The sequence below is a fragment of the Ensifer sp. Root558 genome (assembly GCF_001427045.1).
Classification (GTDB): Bacteria; Pseudomonadota; Alphaproteobacteria; order Rhizobiales; family Rhizobiaceae; genus Ensifer; species Ensifer adhaerens.
The window spans coordinates 440185-460162 of the sequence record NZ_LMGC01000012.1 but is presented as its reverse complement, the minus strand read 5'-3'; the positions used below and the strand labels follow the sequence as shown (position 1 = coordinate 460162).

Sequence of the window (19978 nt, the reverse complement as noted above, 5' to 3'; positions counted from 1 at the left end):
CATTCAATTACTAGACGCATGCGGCGGACCTAGTCACCAAAAGAGTTATCGCGTTTGCAACCCCGGGGTTTAGCCGGGGTGCGGTGAGGGATTCTGCCATCCCCAACGCTGAGAACGGAGAGTGCAGAAATGAACTGGACTGACGAGCGGGTGGAGAAACTGAAGAAGCTTTGGTCCGAGGGCCTGAGCGCAAGCCAGATCGCGGCACAGCTCGGCGGCGTCAGCCGTAACGCTGTCATCGGCAAGGTTCACCGCCTGAGCCTGCCAGGTCGCGCCAAGGCCGGCGGCAGCACCACGACGGCAGCCCGTCCGAAGCGCCCGACTTCGGCACCGCGCGCACCGAACTACGCTTCGCGCGTTTCGACCCGCCCGGTTGCACGCGCGGCCGGCGCTGTCGTTCTCAAGGAAGAAATCGAAGTCGATCTCGTTGCCGAGCAGGATTTCAGCACCCGCACCGACGTTGTCGTGCCGATGTCGCGCCGCCTCGAGCTGACCCAGCTCACCGAGCGCACCTGCAAGTGGCCGATCGGCGACCCGCTGAAGGAAGAGTTTCACTTCTGCGGCAACGATTCCCCGGAAGCCTCGCCTTACTGCACCTTCCATGCTCGGCTGGCCTACCAGCCGTCGGGGGAGCGCCGCAGGGCTCGCTAAGAAGCTGGACCGCATTGATAAAGGAAGGGGCCGATCGGCCCCTTTTTTTGTTGGCGACTTTCAGACCGCTCAGCTTTCGAGCGAATAGCCGGCGCCGCGAACGGTGCGGATGACGTCGGGCATGTTCGAGAAGTTCAGAGCCTTGCGCAGACGACCGACATGCACGTCGACGGTGCGCTCGTCGACATAGATGTCATGCCCCCAGACGCCATCCAGAAGCTGCGAGCGAGAGAAGACGCGGCCCGGCGAGGACATGAGGAACTCCAGAAGACGGAACTCGGTCGGGCCGAGGCGCACTTCGCGGCTGCGGCGATGAACGCGGTGGGTCTCGCGGTCGAGTTCGATGTCGCCGCAGCGAAGCAGCGTCGAGAGCACCTCGGGCTTTGCCCGGCGCAGCATCGCCTTGACGCGCGCCATCAGCTCCGGCGTCGAGAAGGGCTTGACCACGTAGTCGTCGGCACCCGTCGCCAGACCCCGGACGCGCTCGCTTTCCTCGCCTCGCGCCGTCAGCATGATGATCGGCAGACGTTCGGTCTCCGGACGCTGGCGCAGCCGACGGCAAAGTTCAATGCCGGAAACACCGGGCAGCATCCAGTCGAGGATAAGCAGGTCGGGCAGCCGCTCCTGAAGCCGGATCTCCGCCTCGTCGCCCCGCAGGATCGTATCGACGTCGAAGCCCTCGGCTTCCAGATTGTAACGCAGCAGAACGCTCAGCGCCTCTTCGTCTTCGACTACGGCGATTTTTGGCAACATCAGGTAACGTCTCCTTACCGCGGGCGGCCTTTGGGCTCATCGGCCCGGCCGGCGCTCAGACACTCTAAATCTGGAGCACATCCGCCGTTTTCAAAGGCGGGGCGAAAACCGCATGCTTCAGATACAGGAATTCGGGGCCGCGACCGAAGCCGCGACCGGATCAGATTTCAAAGGGCATGCATGCTTACGGCGCGCTTGGCGCTCAGTCGTTGACCGAGCCCAGCGTCGACGTGGTGTCATCCTTCGGACGCTCGCCTTCCGGCTGAGCACCCGTCGCCATGTAATAGATCGTCTCAGCGATATTGGTCGCGTGGTCGCCGATGCGCTCGATGTTCTTGGCGCAGAACAGAAGATGCGTGCAGGGCGTGATGTTGCGCGGATCTTCCATCATGTAGGTCAAGAGCTCACGGAACAGCGAGGTGTAGATCGCGTCGATCTCTTCGTCACGCTCGCGGATGCTGTTGGCCTTTTCCGGCGAGCGCGAGGCGTAGACGTCGAGCACTTCCTTGAGCTGGACGAGAGCGAGCTCTGCCAGATGCTCGAGGCCACGGGCGAGCTTGCGCGGAATGCCGGAGCCGGCGACCGCGATCACGCGCTTGGCGGTGTTCTTGCCGAGGTCGCCGACGCGTTCCAGATCGGAGGCGATGCGGATCGACCCCATGATCTCACGCAGGTCGGCGGCGACCGGCTGACGCTTGGCGATCGTGACGATCGCCTTCTCACCGATCTGGCGCTCGGCGTCGTCGAGGACGGTGTCGTCCGAGATCACCTTCTGTGCGAGAGCCAGATCGGAGTTGACCAGCGCGCGAACGGACTCGGCGACCATCTGTTCGGCGAGGCCGCCCATCTCCGAGATGCGGCGCGTCAGGTACTTCAGTTCTTCGTCATAGGCGGACATGATATGCATGGACATGATCGTCGATCCTTACGGGCGCTTTGCAGTTACTGTTGCAGCCTTATGCGGCCTCAGCCGAAGCGGCCCATGATGTAATCCTGGGTGCGCTGGTCATCCGGATTGGTGAACATCTTGTCGGTGTCGTTCTCCTCGACGAGATTGCCGAGGTGGAACATGGCGGTGCGCTGCGAAACGCGGGCGGCCTGCTGCATCGAGTGGGTCACGATGACGATCGTGAAGTTCGTGCGCAGCTCGTGGATCAGTTCCTCGACCTTGGCCGTCGCGATCGGATCGAGAGCCGAGCACGGCTCGTCCATGAGGATGACTTCCGGGCTCACGGCGACGGCACGCGCGATGCAGAGACGCTGCTGCTGACCACCGGAAAGGCCGGTGCCGGGCTCCTGCAGACGATCCTTTACCTCGTTCCACAGACCGGCCTTCTGCAGGCTGGTCTCGACCACCTCGTCAAAGTCGGCCTTGGTGCGGGCAAGTCCGTGAATCCGCGGGCCGTAGGCGACGTTGTCGTAGATCGACTTCGGGAACGGGTTCGGCTTCTGGAAGACCATGCCGACGCGGGCGCGCAGTTCGACGACGTCGATCGTCGGGTCGTAGATGTCGTCCTCGTCGAGCGTGATCTTGCCGGTGACGCGGCAGTTCTCGATCGTGTCGTTCATGCGGTTCAGCGTGCGCAGGAAGGTCGACTTGCCGCAACCCGAAGGACCGATCAGCGCCGTGACCGTGTTCTCGCGGATGTTGAGGTTGACGTCGAAAAGCGCACGCTTCTCGCCGTAATAGACCGACACATCCTTGCCGATCATCTTGTAGGGCACGGTGTTCATTTTCTGATCCAGAGCCTTCTCGACTGCTGCTTCTGACATGATGTTCATAGTAATTACCTCACTACCAGCGGCGCTCAAAGCGACGTCGCAACAGAATGGCTCCAAGGTTCATGACGACCAGGAAGATGAGAAGAATGATGATTGCGCCGGAGGTGCGCTCGACGAAGGCGCGTTCCGCCTCGTTGGCCCACATGTAGATCTGCACCGGCAGTGCCGTCGACGGTTCCATAGGCGAACCGGGAAAATCGACGACGAAGGCGACCATGCCGATCAGGAGCAGCGGCGCGGTTTCACCAAGCGCGTGGGCAAGACCGATGATGGTGCCGGTCAGGATGCCCGGCATCGCCAGCGGCAGCACGTGGTGGAAGATGGTCTGCATCTTCGACGCACCGAGACCGAGGGCCGCCGAGCGGATCGACGGCGGGACCGCCTTCAACGCCGCACGGGTGGCGATGATGATCGTCGGCAGGGTCATCAACGTCAGCACGAAGCCACCGACGACGGCTGCCGAGCGCGGCATGCCGGCGAAGTTGATGAAGACGGCGAGACCCAGGAGGCCGTAGACGATCGACGGAACGGCCGCGAGGTTGTTGATGTTGACCTCGATCAGGTCGGTCAGCCGGTTCTTCGGCGCAAACTCCTCGAGGTAGATCGAGGCGGCGACGCCGATCGGAAGCGACAGCACCAGCACGATCAGCATCATGTAGAGCGAACCGAGGGCCGCGACGCCGACGCCTGCCGCTTCGGGACGGCTGGAGGCGCCAAAGGTGAAGATGCCGGTGTTGAAGCTCTTCTTCAGGATGCCGGCGCTCGCCAGCTCGTTCATCCAGGTGACCTGCTGGTCCTTGACCTTGCGCTTGCCCTCATCGACCGAGAGATCGATCTGGCCCTTGAAGGCGGAGTCGATGTTGGCCTCGGCCAGCAGCGTGACGGGAACCGTCTTGCCGATGATCGACGGGTCCGCGGCGACCATGTCGCGCAGGAGCGTGCGGGAGCTCGCGGAAACCATGTCGGTCGCCTGCTTGACCTGCGGCCGCTTGGTGGCGTCGATGCCGAGCTGCTTGACGAGCGCGTCGCGCACCAACAGCGGATAGTTGGCGGTCATCAGCACCTTGCCGTCGGTCGCGCGTTCGCCTTTGGGGTCGATGACCTTTTCGGTGAATTCGATCGGCAGCGTAATCGTCGTCTGCTGGAATGCGGTGTAGCCGTTGGAAAAGACGGTCCACAACAGCAATGCCAGGAAGAAGAGACCGGTGCTGATCGCGGCCATGCCGTAGAAGCGGAACCGGCGTTCGGCAGCATAGCGACGCTTGATGCCGATATCGCGCTTGGCGGATGCGGGACGGGCGGAGATCCGGACGGTCGGGGAAGCGATGTCGGTCATTCGTACTGTTCCCGGTATTTGCGCACGATGTAGAGCGCGTAAATGTTGAGGCCGAGCGTGATGACGAAGAGCGTGATGCCCAGTGCGAAGGCCACCAGCGTCTGCGGCGAGGTGAACTCGAGGTCACCTGTCAGCTGGTTGACGATCTTAACGGTCACCGTCGTCATCGGCTCGAAGGGATTGATCTGCATGCGGGCCGCCACACCGGCTGCCAGCACCACGATCATGGTCTCGCCGACGGCGCGCGAGGCGGTGAGCAGCAGCGCGCCGACGATGCCCGGGAGGGCTGCCGGGAGGATGACCTTCTTGACCGTCTCCGAGCGGGTGGCGCCAAGGCCGAGCGAGCCGTCACGCAGTGCCCGCGGCACCTGGGTGATGATGTCGTCCGACAGCGACGACACGAATGGGATCAGCATGATGCCCATGACGATGCCCGCCGTCAGAACGCTCTGTGCCTGGATGAAGTTCTGGTAGTTGCCGGTCATGAGACCGTTCATCTGGGCGGAGATGTCACGCAGGAACGGGCCAACGGTCACCAGCGCAAAGAAACCGTAGACGATGGTCGGGATGCCGGCGAGCACTTCGAGCAGCGGCTTTGCGGTCGAACGCAGGCGCGGGCTTGCATATTCCGCCATGTAGATCGCCGCGAAGAGGCCGATCGGCACCGCAAACAGCATGGCGACGAAGGCGATGTAGAGCGTGCCGGCAAGAAGCGGGATGAGGCCGAACTGGCCCGAAGCGCCGCCGCTGCCGGCAGCGGCAAACCGCGGATCCCAGACCGTGCCGAAGAAGAACTCGAACGGCGAGACCATGGTGAAGAAGCGTCCGGCTTCCGACAGCATCGAGGCGACGATGCCGACCGTCGTCAGGATGGCGATGGAGGACGCGACGATCAGTGAGCCGAGAATGACCCGCTCGACCTGGTTGCGGGCGCGGAAGCGGGTCGCGACGTTGCGGATGGCGTAGACGCCGCCGGCAATCGCGATCAGCAGAACGGCGACCGTCATCAGCCAGCGGTTGGTCGCGGTCATCGCGTTGAAGTGCTTGGCGACGGTGACCATGTAGGGATCGCCTTCGCCAGCAAGGGCAACGCCCTTGGACGCGAGCGTCGCGCGAAGATTGGCGGAGCCGCTCTCAAGGGCTGCGAGTTCCTCGCCGCTCAGGCGCAGAAGGCCACCGGCAACGGATTTGACCTGACCGAGCGCGAGCTGCACGGCGGCAGGGCCCTGGCTCTGGACGGTATCCGGCAGGGCCGCGCGCGTGCTTCCGTCGATATAGACGGGAGCGGCGAACAGCCAGGTGCCGAGAACGAGTGCGGCCGGAAGCATCGCCCAGATGGCGACGTAGCTACCGTGATAGCCCGGCAGTGAATGCAGGTTGGAGAGCTTGCCGCCGGACTGCGCCAGCGAACGGGCGCGGCCTGCAAAATAAGCAATGAAACCAATAACAATAATGAGCAAAAGAAGGAGCGAAGTACTCATCCGCACGTCTCCCCGGCATCGCCCGTCATGGGTGCCGGCAAATCGAATGAAGGCATGCCCCGGCGCGAAGACATCGCGCCGGGGCTTGTCATTATCAGAGCATGTTGCCGGCAGAGAAAGCCTTGCGGATTTCTTCGCGCTCAGCGTCCGGAGCGGCAACGAGGCCGTATTCGGCGAGCGGGCTTTCCGGGCCGATCATCTGGTCGTCGAGGAAGAACTCAACATATTCCTTGAGGCCCGGGATAACGCCGAGATGTGCCTTCTTGACGTAGAAGTACAGCGGGCGGGAAACCGGGTACTCGCCGGAAGCGATCGTTTCGGTCGACGGTACGATGCCGTTGACGGTCGCGACCTTCAGCTTGTCGGCGTTGTTTTCGTAGAATGACAGGCCGAACACGCCGATGCCGTTCTTGTTGGCAGCGATACGGGCGAGCGTTTCGGTGTAGTCGCCGTCGATGTCGACAGCCAGGCCGTCCTTGCGGACTGCGACGCACTTGCTGTGCTGCTGCTTTTCATCGGCAACGGCAGCCTTGATCACGTCAACGGCGCCAGCGTTCTTGCAGCCTGCAGCGAGGATCTTCTCTTCGAAGACTTCGCGGGTGCCGTGCTTTTCGCCCGGGATGTAAGCGGCGATTTCGACGGCCGGCAGGGCGGCGTTGACTTCGGACCACTTCTTGTAGGGGTTGGCGACGATCTTGCCGTCGACGACGACTTCAGCAGCGAGCGCCTTGTAGAGGTCTTCCGGCTTCAGGGCGAGGTCGGCATTGCCGGCGTCGGTCGCAAAGACGATGCCGTCATAACCGATCTTCACTTCCTGGATTTCGGTGACGCCAGCGGCCTTGCAGGCCTCGACTTCGCTGTCCTTGATCTTGCGCGAGGAGTTGGCGATGTCGATGGTATCAGGGCCGACGCCCTTGCAGAATTCCTTCAGGCCAGCGGAGGAGCCGCCGGATTCGACCACCGGGGTCTTGAAGTCGGGGAACGTCTCGCCGAACGTCTCGGCGACGATTTTGGCGTAGGGAAGAACGGTCGAGGAGCCAGCGACCTGAACCTGATCGCGAGCGGCGGCTGCGCCGGCAAATGCGGCCGAAGCGACCAGCGCCGCGACAGTGAGTTTAAGAGCTTTCATAAAAGTTCTCCCGGAATGGGCTTGTGTTGGTGTGCGCCAAGCGTTGCAGCGCTCTTCGCCGTCTTATCGGCTGCCCCTAACTAGCTGCCGATGGCCACACCTTTTATGTCAGTTCGACGAAACATTTATGACAGCTCATGTCATTGAAAATGCTAATGAAAAATGAACACCCCCGGGTTTTCCCGCGCCAATATGTCAGAAGCGGACCGTAAAGGTCGTGCCTTTGCCGACCTCTGAATGGATGAGGAGCCGGGCACGATGCCGCGTGAGAATGTGCTTGGCGATGGCAAGGCCCAGGCCGGTGCCCTTCTTCGAGCGGCTGGCCTCGACATTGACCCGGTAAAACCGCTCGGTGATGCGCGGCACATGCTCGGCCGGAATGCCCGGGCCATAGTCCTTCACGACGACTTCGGCCTCGCCTCCCTCGCCGCCATGCAGGATTACGTCCACCTTCTTGCCTTCCTGGCCGTACTTGCACGCATTCTCGATCAGGTTCTCGAAGACCTCGATGAGTTCGTCGCGTTCGCCGCGGACGACCACGGGCTTGTCCGGCACCACGAGCGAGACGGTGACATCCAGATCCTTCGCCAGCGGCAGCAGGCTGTCGCGGACATGCCCGAGCAGCGGCGCCAGATCGACGGGGTCATCGGGGGCGATATGCGAGCGCAACTCCAGCCGCGACAGCGACAGCAGATCGTCGACAAGCCGGCTCATGCGCGTCGCCTGCTCGTGCATGATGCCGAAGAACTTTTCCTGCGCCTTCAGATCGTTGCGCGCCGGACCCTGGAGCGTCTCGATGAAGCCGCGCAAGGAGGCTAGCGGCGTGCGCAGCTCGTGGCTGGCATTGGCGACGAAGTCCGAGCGCATGCGGTCGATGCGGCGCGCCTGAGAGATGTCGCGATAGGTCAACAGGAAGATCCGCTTGACCGGCCCGTCGCCCGGAATTTCAGCCGGAGCGACCCGCACCACATAAACGGCGTCGGACGGCAACTGCTCGTTATGCTCGATCTGGTTCGCCTTGCCGGTCGCCATCGTCTCGCGGACCATGTCGAGGATGCCGGGCGAACGCACCCTTGCTGCAAGATAGGTGTTTGGCGGGATGGTGCCAAAGGCCTTCTCGGCAGCGATGTTCTGGAACACCACCGTCTCGTCGGCGGCAATCACCAGAACCGGCATGTCGAGCGCGTTCAGCGCGGGCACCAGCGGGTCGCTCGCCGGGCCGGCAGCGACCACCGCCTTGGCCGGGCTCAGAATAACCGAGGTTGGCGCGCTACGGTTGAGCAACGCGGCGACGAGAACGATCCAGAAGGGCAGGACAATGAGGAAATGAATACCCGCGACGGTCGCAAGGATCGCCAGGAGCACGGTGAGCCCCAGCAGCCAGCGCTCTGCTTTCAGCCGCGGAACCAGGTTCCGCCAGAACGCCTTCGAACCGTCCACCTCGACATCCTCATGAATCACTTTCTTTTCCTCCCGGACCAAAATGGTCGAGGAATAGCGATCCTTCATGACATGATTTTCACGACCGGCTTGAATCCGCAACGCAATTATGGCCTCCTCCAACGAAATCGGGTCGCGAGCGCCTTGTTTATCCGATGACAGGCGCAGGCCCGAAAGTTTGAAAACGCGCATGATCCTTCCGATGATCGAAGCCGGTTTTCGGGCCCGTGCGCCAAGCCGAAAGGGCGAACCGATGGCAGCGACGGATACGGCGGACAAGGCGGAGAACCGCGCGGTGGAACTCGAAATCGGCGGCAAGAGTCGCGTTTTCGACATCGACAATCCCGAGTTGCCGAAGTGGATCGACGACGCGGCATTTTCCTCCGACGACTACCCCTACAAGAAGAAGCTCGACGACGACGAATATCTGGAAACGCTGGAAAAGCTGCAGGTCGAACTGGTCAAGGTTCAGCTCTGGCAGCAGAAGACAGGCAAGCGCATGATGGCGTTGTTCGAGGGCCGGGACGCCGCCGGCAAGGGCGGTGCGATCCATGCGACTATGGACAACCTCAACCCTCGCTGGGCGCGTGTCGTCGCTCTGACCAAACCGACCGAAACCGAACGCGGGCAATGGTATTTCCAGCGCTACGTCGCGACCATGCCGACGGCCGGCGAATTCGTGCTGTTCGACCGCTCCTGGTACAACCGCGCCGGCGTCGAACCGGTCATGGGCTTCTGCACGCCCGAAGAGCATAAGCAGTTCCTGAAGCAGGCTCCCCGCTTCGAGAAGATGATCGTGCATGAGGGCATCCAGTTCTTCAAATTCTGGATCAACATCGGCCGCGAGATGCAGCTGAAACGCTTCCACGATCGCCGCCACGACCCACTGAAGATCTGGAAGCTGTCGCCGATGGACATCGCGGCGCTCAACAAATGGGACGATTATACCGCCAAGCGCGACGAGATGCTGAAGGAGACCCACACGGACCATGCACCCTGGACGGTGGTACGCGGCAACGACAAGCGGCGAGCCCGGCTCAACCTGATCCGCCACATCCTTTCCTCGCTCGATTACGAGGGCAAGGACAAGGGCGCGATCGGCGAGGTCGATGACAAGATCATCGGATCCGGCCCCGGTTTCCTGAAATAGACGCCTGCCCTGTCAAAACCGATGACGCCGATGGGGCCGGCAGGTTTTCCCGCCGCCCCACCTCGGAAAGCCTTGGCGACCAGCCTTATTGCCCCGGCAGGACGCGGATGGCGTAGAGGCTGAGGCTCTTGCCCTCACCGCTGATATCGCTGTTGATCACGATCTGGCCCGGCGAGCTCGGCGCCAGGCTACGGTCGAAGGTGATCTTGAAAAGCATGTCGAGCCGCTCGTCATGCACGGTAAAGCGATGGCGCCCACATTCGCCGAGCGAGGAGAAATTGCACTCGACCGCGAACTCCGTGGTCTTGCCGGGCTCGGCCTGCACGGTCAACGCCAGCGTCGACGTCTTGCCGGAGAGTTCCGCCAGGACCGAGGCCGGGATTTCGATGGTAATATCCCCTTCCGCGTCGGCGACCGCCGATGTCAGCTGCACGCGTCGCCCACCTTCGTCGTCCACCGGCTCGACCTTTGCCTGCGCTCCGGGTGCGATCGCGCCGGTTTCCTTGGGCGTGAAGACCTCGACCCAATCGCCGGTAAAGCCCTGCTGCGCGCCGAGTGTCCGCAATCCCGCCGCGCCATCGAAGTCTTCCGACGCAACCGATGCCGGGGGATTGGCAACATTCGTGTCGCGCTCGGCGGCAGATTTCAGCAGGTCATTGGTCTGCACCCACCAGGCCGCGGCCCCTGCTGCGGCGGCAAGCGTGACGACGACCATGGTGAAGGACAGAAAGCGGCTGCGCTTGCGCCGGCGTTTGCGCGTATCTCCGCGGACCGTGGGCGCGATGCTCGCAGTTTCGCCACCATCTGCCGTGCTCTCGGCGGCTGCACGCGTCGATACCACCGGACCGTCGCGATCGGCACGCAGACCACCGAGACCGCCATCGCTCGCCGCCTGGCGCGGCGCGTCGCCGGCAAAACCGGGTTCCCGACGACCGGCCGCCGGGGCCTGTGGCTGGCTCTGAGGTGGAGCCTGGGTCTGAGGTTGGGGTTGGGCCTGCGTCGGTGACCGGACTTGCGGCTCGACCCGTGGCTGTGCCGGCCCGCGCGCCCGCGCGGCATCGTCGAGGCTGACCACCGGAGGTGCCGGTTGTCGCGTCCTCAGTGCCGCTCTCTCTTCCGTTTCGATCGCATGAATGACGGCTTCGAGCCGATGGCGCTGCTGGGCGATGACGTTGCCGTCCTCGATCCCCTGTTTCTGCAACCCGGTTTCGAGCGCCTGACGGGCAGATTGATAAATGCGCGCCCGCGTTTCCGCATTGGCGCGATCGGAGCGCTCAAGGGCATTTCTGATTGCAGTCTCAAGTCCGCTCACATCAAGTCCTTCTGTGTAGGCAGGGCTTTGGACCTGCCGGCGCGCCGCGGTTGACCACCGCTCTCGATCCAACCGCAAGGGCATAAGGGTTAAATCTGGAGGCACGCCGTTGGTTTTGTTAACAATTGCGTAACCGCTGCTGCCAGAATCCGCAAGTCCGGCGACGGGCGCGACCGGCCAAGGCCGGGGAAAACGCTTTCCTTCACGGCGCCGGTGCGAAAAAAGAGGCGGCGACATCGCGGCCAAACCGCCCTTTGCAAGCGGCAAACTTGCTGCTATCTATTTTGACGTTTACGCAAACGTCAAAAATTTGGCGCGCCTTACCGAGGGATGGAGAAACCGATGCCGCTTCCGCCAATTCTTTCCGGAACGACGAGACTGCCAGTTGTCGGCGCCCCCCTGTTCATCATTTCCAATCCGAAGCTGACGATCGCGCAGTGCAAGGCTGGCGTGATCGGCGCCTTCCCGGCGCTGAACGCTCGCCCGCAATCGCAGCTCGACGAATGGCTGGCCGAGATCACCGAGACGCTTGCCGACCACGACGCCAAGAATCCCGGCCGGCGGGCCGCCCCCTTTGCCGTCAACCAGATCGTGCACAAATCCAATGCGCGGCTTGAGCAGGACCTGATGCTCTGCATCAAATATAAGGTGCCGGTCGTCATCTCCTCGCTCGGCGCCGTGCCCGAGGTTAATGCGGCCATCCATTCCTATGGCGGCATCGTGCTTCACGACGTCATCAACAACCGTCACGCCAATTCGGCGATCCGCAAGGGCGCCGACGGCCTGATCGCGGTGGCCGCCGGCGCCGGCGGCCATGCTGGCACGCTTTCCCCGTTTGCGCTTGTCCAGGAAATCCGCTCCTGGTTCGACGGGCCGCTGCTTCTCTCGGGCGCGATCGCTACCGGCGGCGCCATTCTGGCGGCCCAGGCGATGGGCGCTGACATGGCCTATATCGGCTCGCCCTTCATCGCAACGGAGGAAGCGCGCGCCAGCGACGCCTACAAGCAGATGATCGTCGACAGCAACGCCGCAGACATCGTCTACTCCAATTACTTCACCGGCATCCACGGCAACTACCTGAAGCCCTCGATCTCGGCCGCCGGCATGGATCCGGACAATCTGCCCGAAGCCGACCCGTCGAAAATGGATTTCGGCGCTGCGACCGACGGCGCCAAGGCCTGGAAGGACATCTGGGGATGCGGCCAGGGCATCGGCGCGGTCAAGGAAGTGACATCCGTCGCCCGCATGGTCGACCGGCTCGAGCGCGAATACGATGCAGCGCGCACCCGCCTCGGCCTGCACTCCGCACCCGCAGCGACAGCCAACAAGGAATTTTCAAGTTCTCGCAACTGATGGCTTGAAATCTCGGCGCTTTGCGTTTATCAGCGCCTCACATTCGTTCCGCGGGCTTCCGCGGAACTGCCTCCGGGCCGCTTTAGCTCAGTCGGTAGAGCACATCATTCGTAATGATGGGGTCACGTGTTCGAGTCACGTAAGCGGCACCATTCCTCCTTGAAAAGAAAAGCACGATCGCCAACGGCGAAAGTACCACTCTGTCGTCGGACAAACGATCGCCGAGATTGCCCTATCTCGCTCGGACTTTCCAGCCGTGCTTGGCATCAGACACGGTTCCAGGTGACTTCACGTCGGTCACCCAAATCTCCAGTCCATTGGCACCCGGTCGTTGACGCTTTTGCGGAAACCACGGCCGGTTCGGGTCGACGGCAATTAGCATGCCTTCATCATTGCCGATCGCGGCAAAGCTGGACGAGGCTGGCCCGACCGTTCCGACACCAAACGTCCAGGCCGCCTCGGCCACCATGCCCTCGACATCATCGGAGGGAACGCCGACCTCGCTCAGGCAGGACAGGTCAGCGCCGCTGAACGGTCGCTTGTCCGCGGGATGGATCAGCCTGCGGCGGCCGATCAATTCGAGCACGGCATTGTCGGGGCCGTCGAAGTAGATCGACCTTGATTGCCAATCTCCTTCAAGGGCAAAGCACGCTTCTCCACCCGGCTCCTTTTGGAGCAATGTCCGCCCCTCCAACCAAGCGACGGCCATGTCAAAACGCGCAAAGGGGATGTTGAAGGCCAGGTGCACGCCGTGTGGCGCTCCCTCAGCGGCCGGGATCAGCTGGATTTCGCTCCAGCCCACCTGGATGGAGTTCCCGGCCGTCGGCAGTTCGAGGACATCGCGAAAGTAGGCAGCACTATTGGCGACGTCCGATGCCGGCAGAATTAATCTGGAGATGTGCATGAAGTCCGATCCGTCACATGGCAATTGGCTCTATCGGACAAGTTCATAAGACCTCAACTTAAGTTGAGGTCAAGACGCTTCCCTATCCTGGACCACGGAAAGCCGGATTTTCTGTTTCGAACCTCACCACAACGGGCCCAAACAGACAGGCCGAGCCTGATCGGGGTACGGCCTCCCCGACGAAGCGACGCTCGTCACAGCAGCAACAGCTTCTTCAGCACCGAAAACACTTCCTTGTAAGGCAGCCTTGTCGCGCCTGCGACGGCGAAGGGAATGAGAGCGGCGGCAGCGACCGGCACGACGGCGTCGCGGCTGATGAGCATGGTCGAAAGCTTCTTGGTCGCGTCGAACAGTTTGCCGGGGTCGGCCACGTCGTCGTCGGGTTCCTCGGTCGCGTCGGCTGCCACGTTGCGGCCGAGCACCTTGCGCTCTGCTGCGCGCTGGAAGCGGGTCGCCTGCACGCCGAACATCAGCAGCCCGGTTTCCTTCAGCCGTGCCAGCGGCTTGGAGAAGGCCGATAACGGATAGGCGAAGAAGGCGATCACGATCGCCAGCCACCCGCTCATGATCATGCTGAACGTCGTCATCGACAGCGTCTCCTGCAGCAGGTGCTTCATGACCGCTGCCGCGATCGCCGCGCTCATGCCGAAGACGAAGAACATGTAGGCGTTCGGATATTGCGACAGAAAGCCGAGGCCACCCTTGCCGTCGGGATGGGCGGCGACGAGGCGAAGCTCCAGTTGAGCGATCTTGCGCAAAAGTCGCGCCCAGACGAGGTGCCGCCATACGCCGCGCAGGAACAGGAAGACGAAGAGCGGTAGGCTGACGCAGATCGACCACCAGCCGGCAGCGGTAATCCTGTTGCCCTCGGCCGAGTGCTCGACGGCCCAGAACGAGACGTCTGTCGTATGGAAGTTCAGGAAGGAAAGCAGCGCCGCGACCGCGGCGAGTGCCAGGCAGACGGTTTCCGCCAGCCCGGAATCGCGTTGTTTCAGCGCGTTGGAAATCGCGCGCGCGGCTGATGGCATCGAGGTCGGAGCGATGAGCGGCGCGCGCGAAAACTGTCCGAGCTTGATGCGAAGCCCCCGCTCGACCTGCTGTTCGGCCAGCACAAAAGCGGCAATCGCGACGAAGAACTTTGCCCACACGCCCGGATCGGTCAGATAGGCGCCCTGGCTATGGTCGAGCGACAGGCTGTCGGGCAGGCCAAGCAGAAAGGGAACGCCCCAGGCAAGCGCGACGAAAAGCAAAGCCCGCTTTCCTGACTGCAGCGCGTTCGCACGCAACAGCTTCAGCCTTGCCTGCAGCTCGAAGAACGGGCCGCCATGGGACGCGAGGTACTCGGCGATCTTTCCCTGCCGAGCTGCCGGCGCGGCATCCGCCGCGTCGCCGCCGGATGCCTTGGCGCCTGGGTCCGCTCCGCTCATGGCGCTCAATCCTCCACGACCTGCCAGTTGTCGTTGGGATTGAACTGCCGGATCCCTTCAGCAACGCTCTCGGTCTTGTCGCCCAGATCGGCCTGGTAGACGGTGCCGTTGCGGTTGACGACGAAGGTGTGGACGCCCGTTGCGCCATATTTCACCGGCCAGGCGACCAGAGCGAAGCCCGCAATCATGTTGCCGTTGATGATGTAGTCGAACTTGCCGCCGGCGATGTTGTCGCCCTGGCTCGTCAGCACGCGGTAGCGATAGCCGAAATAGCCCTTGCCGGCCTGGGCCCTGGCAAGCACTGCGCCATCGGCGAGCGCTTCACCCGCAGGGCTCTGTGGCTGGCCCTCGCCCGCGGGCCAGTAGAGCCCGTCGGTCTTGCCCTCGCTGCTGATCAGCTTCTGCGCGTATTCGAGCACGCCGTCGCCGTCATGATCTTCCTGCGCATATTCCTCCTGCGCCTCGACATAGGCGCGGACCGTCGCGATCGTGTCGAGTTCGTTGCGGCCGACCAGGCGATTGGCGATCTCCTCGAGACCGGTATAGGTGTCGAAGGCCCATTTTCCGTCGTCGCCCTTGGCAATCGGGAACGGGAAGGGCCAGAGCACTTCGCCGATCTCCAGTACCTTTCGGTTTTCGACGTCCTGTACGGCCACCTTCTTCTTTACGCCCGCCTGGATATCGGCGTAGGCGTCCATCACCCCGTCGCTGGTCTTGGCCTTGGCCGCATCCAGCCCCACCAGGTTCGCGAGCTTGTCGAAATCGCCCGAACCAACGGCGGCCTTGAACGCATCGATTGCCTGTTCCGGTGTGTCGAACGCCGGCGGATCGCTTGCGGCCGCATAGTCGGAGAGCGGCGTGTGCGCCGCGGGATCCTGCGCAGAAGCGACCGTCGCCGAGCCGCTGGCGAGCACGGCGGCTGCAAAGGAAGACAGGAGCAGATTATGTACGCGCTTGGTCATTTTCGTTCTCCTCCCTTGAGTTACCGGTGCCGTCCGCCGCCGCCGCCACCACCACGCCTGATCTCACGGTGCGGCTGGCCACCGCCGCGCTGGCCGCCACCAAGCGCCTGGCGGCCGCGGTCCGACTGCATCTTGGTCACCCGTCCGCTCTGGACCTGACCAAGGGCGGATGGTTTTCCGCCACCGCCACGATCGATCTTGCCGCCCGGCTTCGGCTTGGCGACCTGGCGATCGGCCCGGGCCGCCGGCTTGGCATTGCCGATCTTGTCGCCCTGAGGCCTCTGCTTGACCTGGTTGCCCGGTTTGCGGTCGCCAGGAGCTGCGTTGGTTCGCCCGAGATTTTCCCGCTGGCGCGCCTCGACCTTGCTCTTGCGGACATCGTCGACCGAGATCCGGCTACCGGATCTATTTGCCGCCGCGCCGATCTCGTTGGTGCGGGCCACCTTCGCCCGGTTGGCGATGTTGTTGCCTTTCGCGGACTTGAAGTCCCGCTCCATGGAGGTGCGATCGATCTTGGCGAACTGGTTCTTGTCGAAGCTGATCTTGCTGCGGTCGACATTTTTCCAGTCGACGTCGTTGAATTTCACCTTGCCGTTGATGTTGTTGAAGCAATTGTTGCAGTCGATATCGACATCGCCGCCGTTCCAGCGCCCGCCCCAGACGCCCCAGTCGTCCCAGTCGACGACCGCGGCAAAGGCAGCACCCGTGACCACGCCGGCAAAGAAGGTCGCCGTCGGATAGTAATAGTTCGGATAGGGCTCGGGATAATAGGCGATCGGGGCCGGCTGATAGCCTGGATCATAGAGCATCTGCGGCTCGTATTGGGGGACGTAGATTTTCTCCGGATTGGCGGCCTGGATCACGACGTTGTCGTTTTCCTGCTTCACCACCACCTTGTCGTCCGACTTGATGACGCCGTCGGCGACGGCCTTGTCGCGCAATTGCTGGATGGCGACGAGCACGTCCTTCTGCTGATAGGCTAGCGCGTCGCTGAGCGACTGGGTCCAGTCGAGGTCGTCGCTCATCATCTTGACGATCTGAGGATAATTCAGCAGCGAGACGATGCTGCCGTCCCAGCTGTCCTTCGGCTTCATGTCCTTCTTGGTCTGCGAAACCTCGAGGAAGCGCTCGGCCTCGACGATCTGCAGCGGGTAGAGCGAGGCAGAGGTCACGAGTGCGACGAGTTCGTCGGGGTAGAGCGCAATGCGCGCGACGAGGACCTCGAGCTCATCTTCGCTGAGCGGTTGCGGCGCCTCTTCGGTCGCCGCCTGGGCGGCGGCCTGCTCCTGCGCCAGCGCAGTGCCCACCGCAAACGAACCCGTCAGCAAGGCAAGCAACGCCACCGTTGGCGCACGCAAAGAACGAGGTCGGTCGAACATGGTCTCTCCTATCCAGGCACAACGATCAACAAACGAGCCCGGGAGATCCCCCGGCTTGGACGTCACGGCGCCGGCCATACGCGGCCGGCGGGGCAATCGCGAGAATTCCCATTCGCTGTCATCGACGTCCCCTTCCGCACGCTTGCGTGGAGAACCTGGTCGCTTGTCAGAAAGCCGAATGGGACAATCAGGAAGAGCGGCATGAGCACCGGCAGCCAGCTGGCCAGCTGCCGGTGAATTTTAGACATGAGAAACAGAACGCCCGGCAATTGCAACCGGAAAATGAGGACGTGCGTGCGCGCACGCCGTCTTTGCTTGCGCGAGAGCCGGGCCGAAGCCCGTGCCCGCCAGCCGCGAACGACCGGGATCAAGGGCGGTCGGCATTGGCTCCGAGCATCATTTCAGGCTGCCGTCGCCGCTTCGATCCGCGGTCTTGAAATCCGCCATCACCCGATCAAGAAACTCGTTCCGGCTGATCTTGCCGTCGCTGTTGGTATCCGTGGCGGCAAACTGCTGAGCGTTCAGCGCCTGCTTCGTCTCGTCGGACGTAAGATTTCCGTCCTTGTTCTTGTCGAGATTGTCGAAGGCGCCCGCCATGAAGGCCTCGTACTCGGACCGCTCGACCGCGCCGTCCTTGTCGCTGTCGAGCGCGCTCATCTGTCCCTGGTTCATCGTCGCAGCTTGCTGCGCGATCGCCGGTGTGATCTGGCCGAGCGCAAGCACGCTCATAAGAACGATTTTCTTCATTCTGCTCTGTTCCTCGATCAATAATAGCGGCATGTCAGCGCGTTGCCGGCAGCAGCGCCGAGTGTCGCTCCACCACCAACGGCCCATAGCTGACCGGTGCCTGAACCAATGGTCGAGCCGATCAGGCCGCCGACAATGGCCCCACCAACGGTTCCGGCAATGCAGCCGAATTCGTTGCCGGTCGAACCGCTCTTGGACATATAGGCCGATTGGCACCCCGATAAGGCTAGGGCGCCGGCAAGAACGATAGTTATGGTCTGCTTGCTCATCTTATCCTCCAATATGGCCGTCTGATTGCAATAGAGATCGGCGGAGGCGCCATTGAGTGGCGTCGGATGTAAATAAGCTTCCGAATATTCTCCCGGAATCGGGGGAGACTCTTCTGTTGGATCAGAAGCAGCTCGCGGATTAGACATATTAGACATGCAGTCTGGCAACAACAGGGCCTTGAACTGCCGGCGAATACTACGCCCGAGAACCCCCGATGACAACGGACAGCGTGATTTTGTAGAGCGCACGGCGCCGGCGCCCCTCCCCGCCGCCCTTTCGGCCTCTGGAATCGTCTCCCGCGCGGCGACATCTCACCTTAGATTTTCTAGGGTCTCCCTCGAAATATCGTCATTTGTGCCGTCGGGCCGGGCGGTCTAGCTCTTTGCCGTCCTGTTGGGCACTTCTTGCAGGGTCTCCGTGGCCTGGCGGGACATGGGCCGGCAAAGCGCCAGCTCGGACCCGACACAGCATCTCCGACCGTGGCCGGCGGCCCTCCCACGCCGCGCCACCGACAGCATATCGAGAGAGAACACATCGAATGGATAGAATGGCGACAATTAAATTAGGTCTTTCTACTGCAATCCTTGCGACCCTGGCGTCCAGCGCCTTTGCCGAAGGTGGCGAGCGGGCGCAGATTGCCGCTGCCGTGGACAAGGCGATCCGCCCCATCATGCGCGAACACAAGGTGCCGGGCATGGCCGTCGCCGTCACCGTTGAAGGCCGGCACTATTTCCTGAACTACGGCGTCGCTTCCAAGGAAACGAACGCACCGGTTACCGAGAATACGCTGTTTGAACTGGGCTCGATCAGCAAGGCCTTCGCCGCGACACTGGCGTCCTATGCGCAGGTCACCGGCAAGCTCTCCTTCGACGATCATCCCGGCAAGTACATCCCGGCCTTTGCGGGCACGCCGATCGACAAGGCGACCCTCCTGCATCTTGCCACCTATACGGCTGGCGGACTGCCGTTGCAGTTTCCCGATGCGGTCAAGAGCAACGCCGACATGGTCGGCTATTTCAGCACATGGAAACCGGAGGCCAAGCCCGGCAAGAAGCGTCGCTATTCCAACCCGAGCATCGGCCTCTTCGGCCACACCGCGGCTTTAGCGATGGGCGGCAGCTTCAGCGCGGTTCTCGAAAGCGAGATCTTTCCCAAGCTCGGCCTGAAGCACAGCTATGTCCGCGTTCCCGATAGCCAGATGGGCAGCTACGCCTGGGGCTACGGCAAGGCCGACAAGCCAATTCGCGTCACTGCCGGTACGTTCGACGCGGAGGCCTATGGCGTAAAGTCATCGGCCGCAGACATGATCCGCTTCGTCGAGACCAACATCCAGCCTGAACGTCTCGACGGCGCGATCCGCAAGTCGGTCGAAGGCACCCATGTCGGATATTTCGACAGCGGCAAGATGGTGCAGGGGCTGGGCTGGGAACAATACCCCTACCCCGTTTCGCTGGAGCGGCTGCTCGACGGCAATTCGCGCGACATGGCCCTGAAAAGCAACCCGGTCAAGGCATTGGATCCCCCGAAGCGCCCCGATGGCTCGACGCTCTACAACAAGACCGGCTCCACCAACGGCTTCGGCGGCTATGTCGCCTTCGTACCGGAGAAGAAGATCGGAATCGTGCTGCTTGCCAACCGCAACTACCCGAACCCCGAGAGGATCAAGGCTGCCCACGCGATCCTGAAGTCGCTGGAAGCGGCGGCGAAGTAACGGCAGATCGCCCGCGTCGGTTTCGTGTCGCGGCAAGCCCGCGACACGGGAAACGACATCCATCAACAACTCTGTAGCGAATCTTCAATCAGCGCCTGCTTGCATATTGACGCCGAGTATTGTCATCTGCATTTCGCGAAAGCGCGATCAGATGCAGTCGAGTTCAGGCGTATGTGGGGATGCCGATGTTC

At 62.5% G+C, this 19978-nt stretch carries 18 protein-coding genes and 1 tRNA gene; 5 read left to right on the top strand and 14 right to left on the bottom strand.

Translation table 11 applies throughout. The annotated features are described in order from the left end of the window. Positions 1 to 129: 129 nt before the first annotated feature. Positions 130 to 651 (top strand): GcrA family cell cycle regulator, encoded by a 522-nt coding sequence (locus tag ASD63_RS15580; protein WP_034797167.1) that lies wholly within the window; start codon positions 130 to 132, stop codon positions 649 to 651. 69 nt (positions 652 to 720) lie between these two features. On the opposite strand, the gene phoB is transcribed toward ASD63_RS15580, so the two are convergent. From phoB to phoR, 7 genes are all read right to left on the bottom strand, one after another. Then, positions 721 to 1404 (bottom strand): phosphate regulon transcriptional regulator PhoB, encoded by a 684-nt coding sequence (gene phoB, locus ASD63_RS15575; RefSeq protein WP_034797168.1) that lies wholly within the window; start codon positions 1402 to 1404, stop codon positions 721 to 723. 202 nt (positions 1405 to 1606) lie between these two features. After that, positions 1607 to 2320, bottom strand: a complete 714-nt coding sequence (gene phoU, locus ASD63_RS15570; RefSeq protein ID WP_089043230.1) for a phosphate signaling complex protein PhoU — start codon at positions 2318 to 2320, stop codon at positions 1607 to 1609. 50 nt (positions 2321 to 2370) lie between these two features. Next, a complete protein-coding gene (gene pstB / locus ASD63_RS15565; RefSeq protein ID WP_034797173.1) occupies positions 2371 to 3186 on the bottom strand; it encodes a phosphate ABC transporter ATP-binding protein PstB in 816 nt (271 codons plus the stop codon). A 13-nt stretch (positions 3187 to 3199) separates the two neighbouring features. Continuing rightward, the gene (gene pstA, locus ASD63_RS15560) at positions 3200 to 4522 is read right to left on the bottom strand and encodes a phosphate ABC transporter permease PstA (protein ID WP_034797174.1); all 1323 of its coding nucleotides are present in this window, start codon (positions 4520 to 4522) and stop codon (positions 3200 to 3202) included. Then, positions 4519 to 6003 (bottom strand): phosphate ABC transporter permease subunit PstC, encoded by a 1485-nt coding sequence (gene pstC / locus ASD63_RS15555; RefSeq protein ID WP_034797175.1) that lies wholly within the window; start codon positions 6001 to 6003, stop codon positions 4519 to 4521. The genes pstA and pstC overlap by 4 nt, the downstream gene beginning before the upstream one ends. Before the next feature lie 94 nt (positions 6004 to 6097). Next, positions 6098 to 7132 (bottom strand): substrate-binding domain-containing protein, encoded by a 1035-nt coding sequence (locus tag ASD63_RS15550; RefSeq protein ID WP_034797176.1) that lies wholly within the window; start codon positions 7130 to 7132, stop codon positions 6098 to 6100. Between the two features lie 195 nt (positions 7133 to 7327). Continuing rightward, on the bottom strand, positions 7328 to 8593 hold the full coding sequence (gene phoR, locus ASD63_RS15545) for a phosphate regulon sensor histidine kinase PhoR (RefSeq protein ID WP_034797603.1): 1266 nt from the start codon (positions 8591 to 8593) through the stop codon (positions 7328 to 7330). A 232-nt stretch (positions 8594 to 8825) separates the two neighbouring features. On the opposite strand from phoR, the gene ppk2 reads away from it, so the two are divergent. Continuing rightward, positions 8826 to 9722: a polyphosphate kinase 2 gene (ppk2, locus tag ASD63_RS15540; protein WP_034797604.1), complete on the top strand. Its 897-nt coding sequence runs from the start codon at positions 8826 to 8828 to the stop codon at positions 9720 to 9722. 85 nt (positions 9723 to 9807) lie between these two features. On the opposite strand, the gene ASD63_RS15535 is transcribed toward ppk2, so the two are convergent. Continuing rightward, complete coding sequence (locus tag ASD63_RS15535) at positions 9808 to 11034, bottom strand: hypothetical protein (RefSeq protein ID WP_034797177.1); 1227 nt, start codon at positions 11032 to 11034, stop codon at positions 9808 to 9810. Between the two features lie 342 nt (positions 11035 to 11376). On the opposite strand from ASD63_RS15535, the gene ASD63_RS15530 reads away from it, so the two are divergent. Both ASD63_RS15530 and ASD63_RS15525 read left to right on the top strand, forming a co-directional pair. Further along, positions 11377 to 12387 carry a nitronate monooxygenase family protein gene (locus ASD63_RS15530; RefSeq protein ID WP_034797180.1) on the top strand — a complete coding sequence of 337 codons (1011 nt, stop codon included), beginning with the start codon at positions 11377 to 11379 and terminating at the stop codon, positions 12385 to 12387. 76 nt (positions 12388 to 12463) lie between these two features. Further along, positions 12464 to 12539 (top strand) — tRNA-Thr (locus ASD63_RS15525). Positions 12540 to 12619: 80 nt separating this feature from the next. Here ASD63_RS15525 and ASD63_RS15520 read toward each other — a convergent pair. The 6 genes from ASD63_RS15520 to ASD63_RS15495 form a co-directional block, all read right to left on the bottom strand. Then, the gene (locus ASD63_RS15520) at positions 12620 to 13291 is read right to left on the bottom strand and encodes a hypothetical protein (protein ID WP_034797183.1); all 672 of its coding nucleotides are present in this window, start codon (positions 13289 to 13291) and stop codon (positions 12620 to 12622) included. A 194-nt stretch (positions 13292 to 13485) separates the two neighbouring features. Further along, positions 13486 to 14718, bottom strand: coding sequence for a hypothetical protein (locus ASD63_RS15515; protein WP_034797195.1), 1233 nt, complete (start codon positions 14716 to 14718; stop codon positions 13486 to 13488). Between the two features lie 5 nt (positions 14719 to 14723). Further along, complete coding sequence (locus tag ASD63_RS15510) at positions 14724 to 15680, bottom strand: DUF2950 domain-containing protein (protein WP_034797196.1); 957 nt, start codon at positions 15678 to 15680, stop codon at positions 14724 to 14726. A gap of 20 nt (positions 15681 to 15700) precedes the next feature. Then, entirely contained in the window at positions 15701 to 17059 is a 1359-nt protein-coding gene (locus ASD63_RS15505; protein ID WP_051659370.1) for a DUF3300 domain-containing protein, read from the bottom strand. A 396-nt stretch (positions 17060 to 17455) separates the two neighbouring features. Then, positions 17456 to 17806: an EF-hand domain-containing protein gene (locus tag ASD63_RS15500; RefSeq protein WP_034797198.1), complete on the bottom strand. Its 351-nt coding sequence runs from the start codon at positions 17804 to 17806 to the stop codon at positions 17456 to 17458. 17 nt (positions 17807 to 17823) lie between these two features. Continuing rightward, positions 17824 to 18075 carry a glycine zipper 2TM domain-containing protein gene (locus ASD63_RS15495; RefSeq protein WP_034797201.1) on the bottom strand — a complete coding sequence of 84 codons (252 nt, stop codon included), beginning with the start codon at positions 18073 to 18075 and terminating at the stop codon, positions 17824 to 17826. 548 nt (positions 18076 to 18623) lie between these two features. On the opposite strand from ASD63_RS15495, the gene ampC reads away from it, so the two are divergent. Beyond that, a complete protein-coding gene (gene ampC, locus ASD63_RS15490) occupies positions 18624 to 19787 on the top strand; it encodes a class C beta-lactamase (protein ID WP_234798725.1) in 1164 nt (387 codons plus the stop codon). Positions 19788 to 19978: the final 191 nt, after the last annotated feature.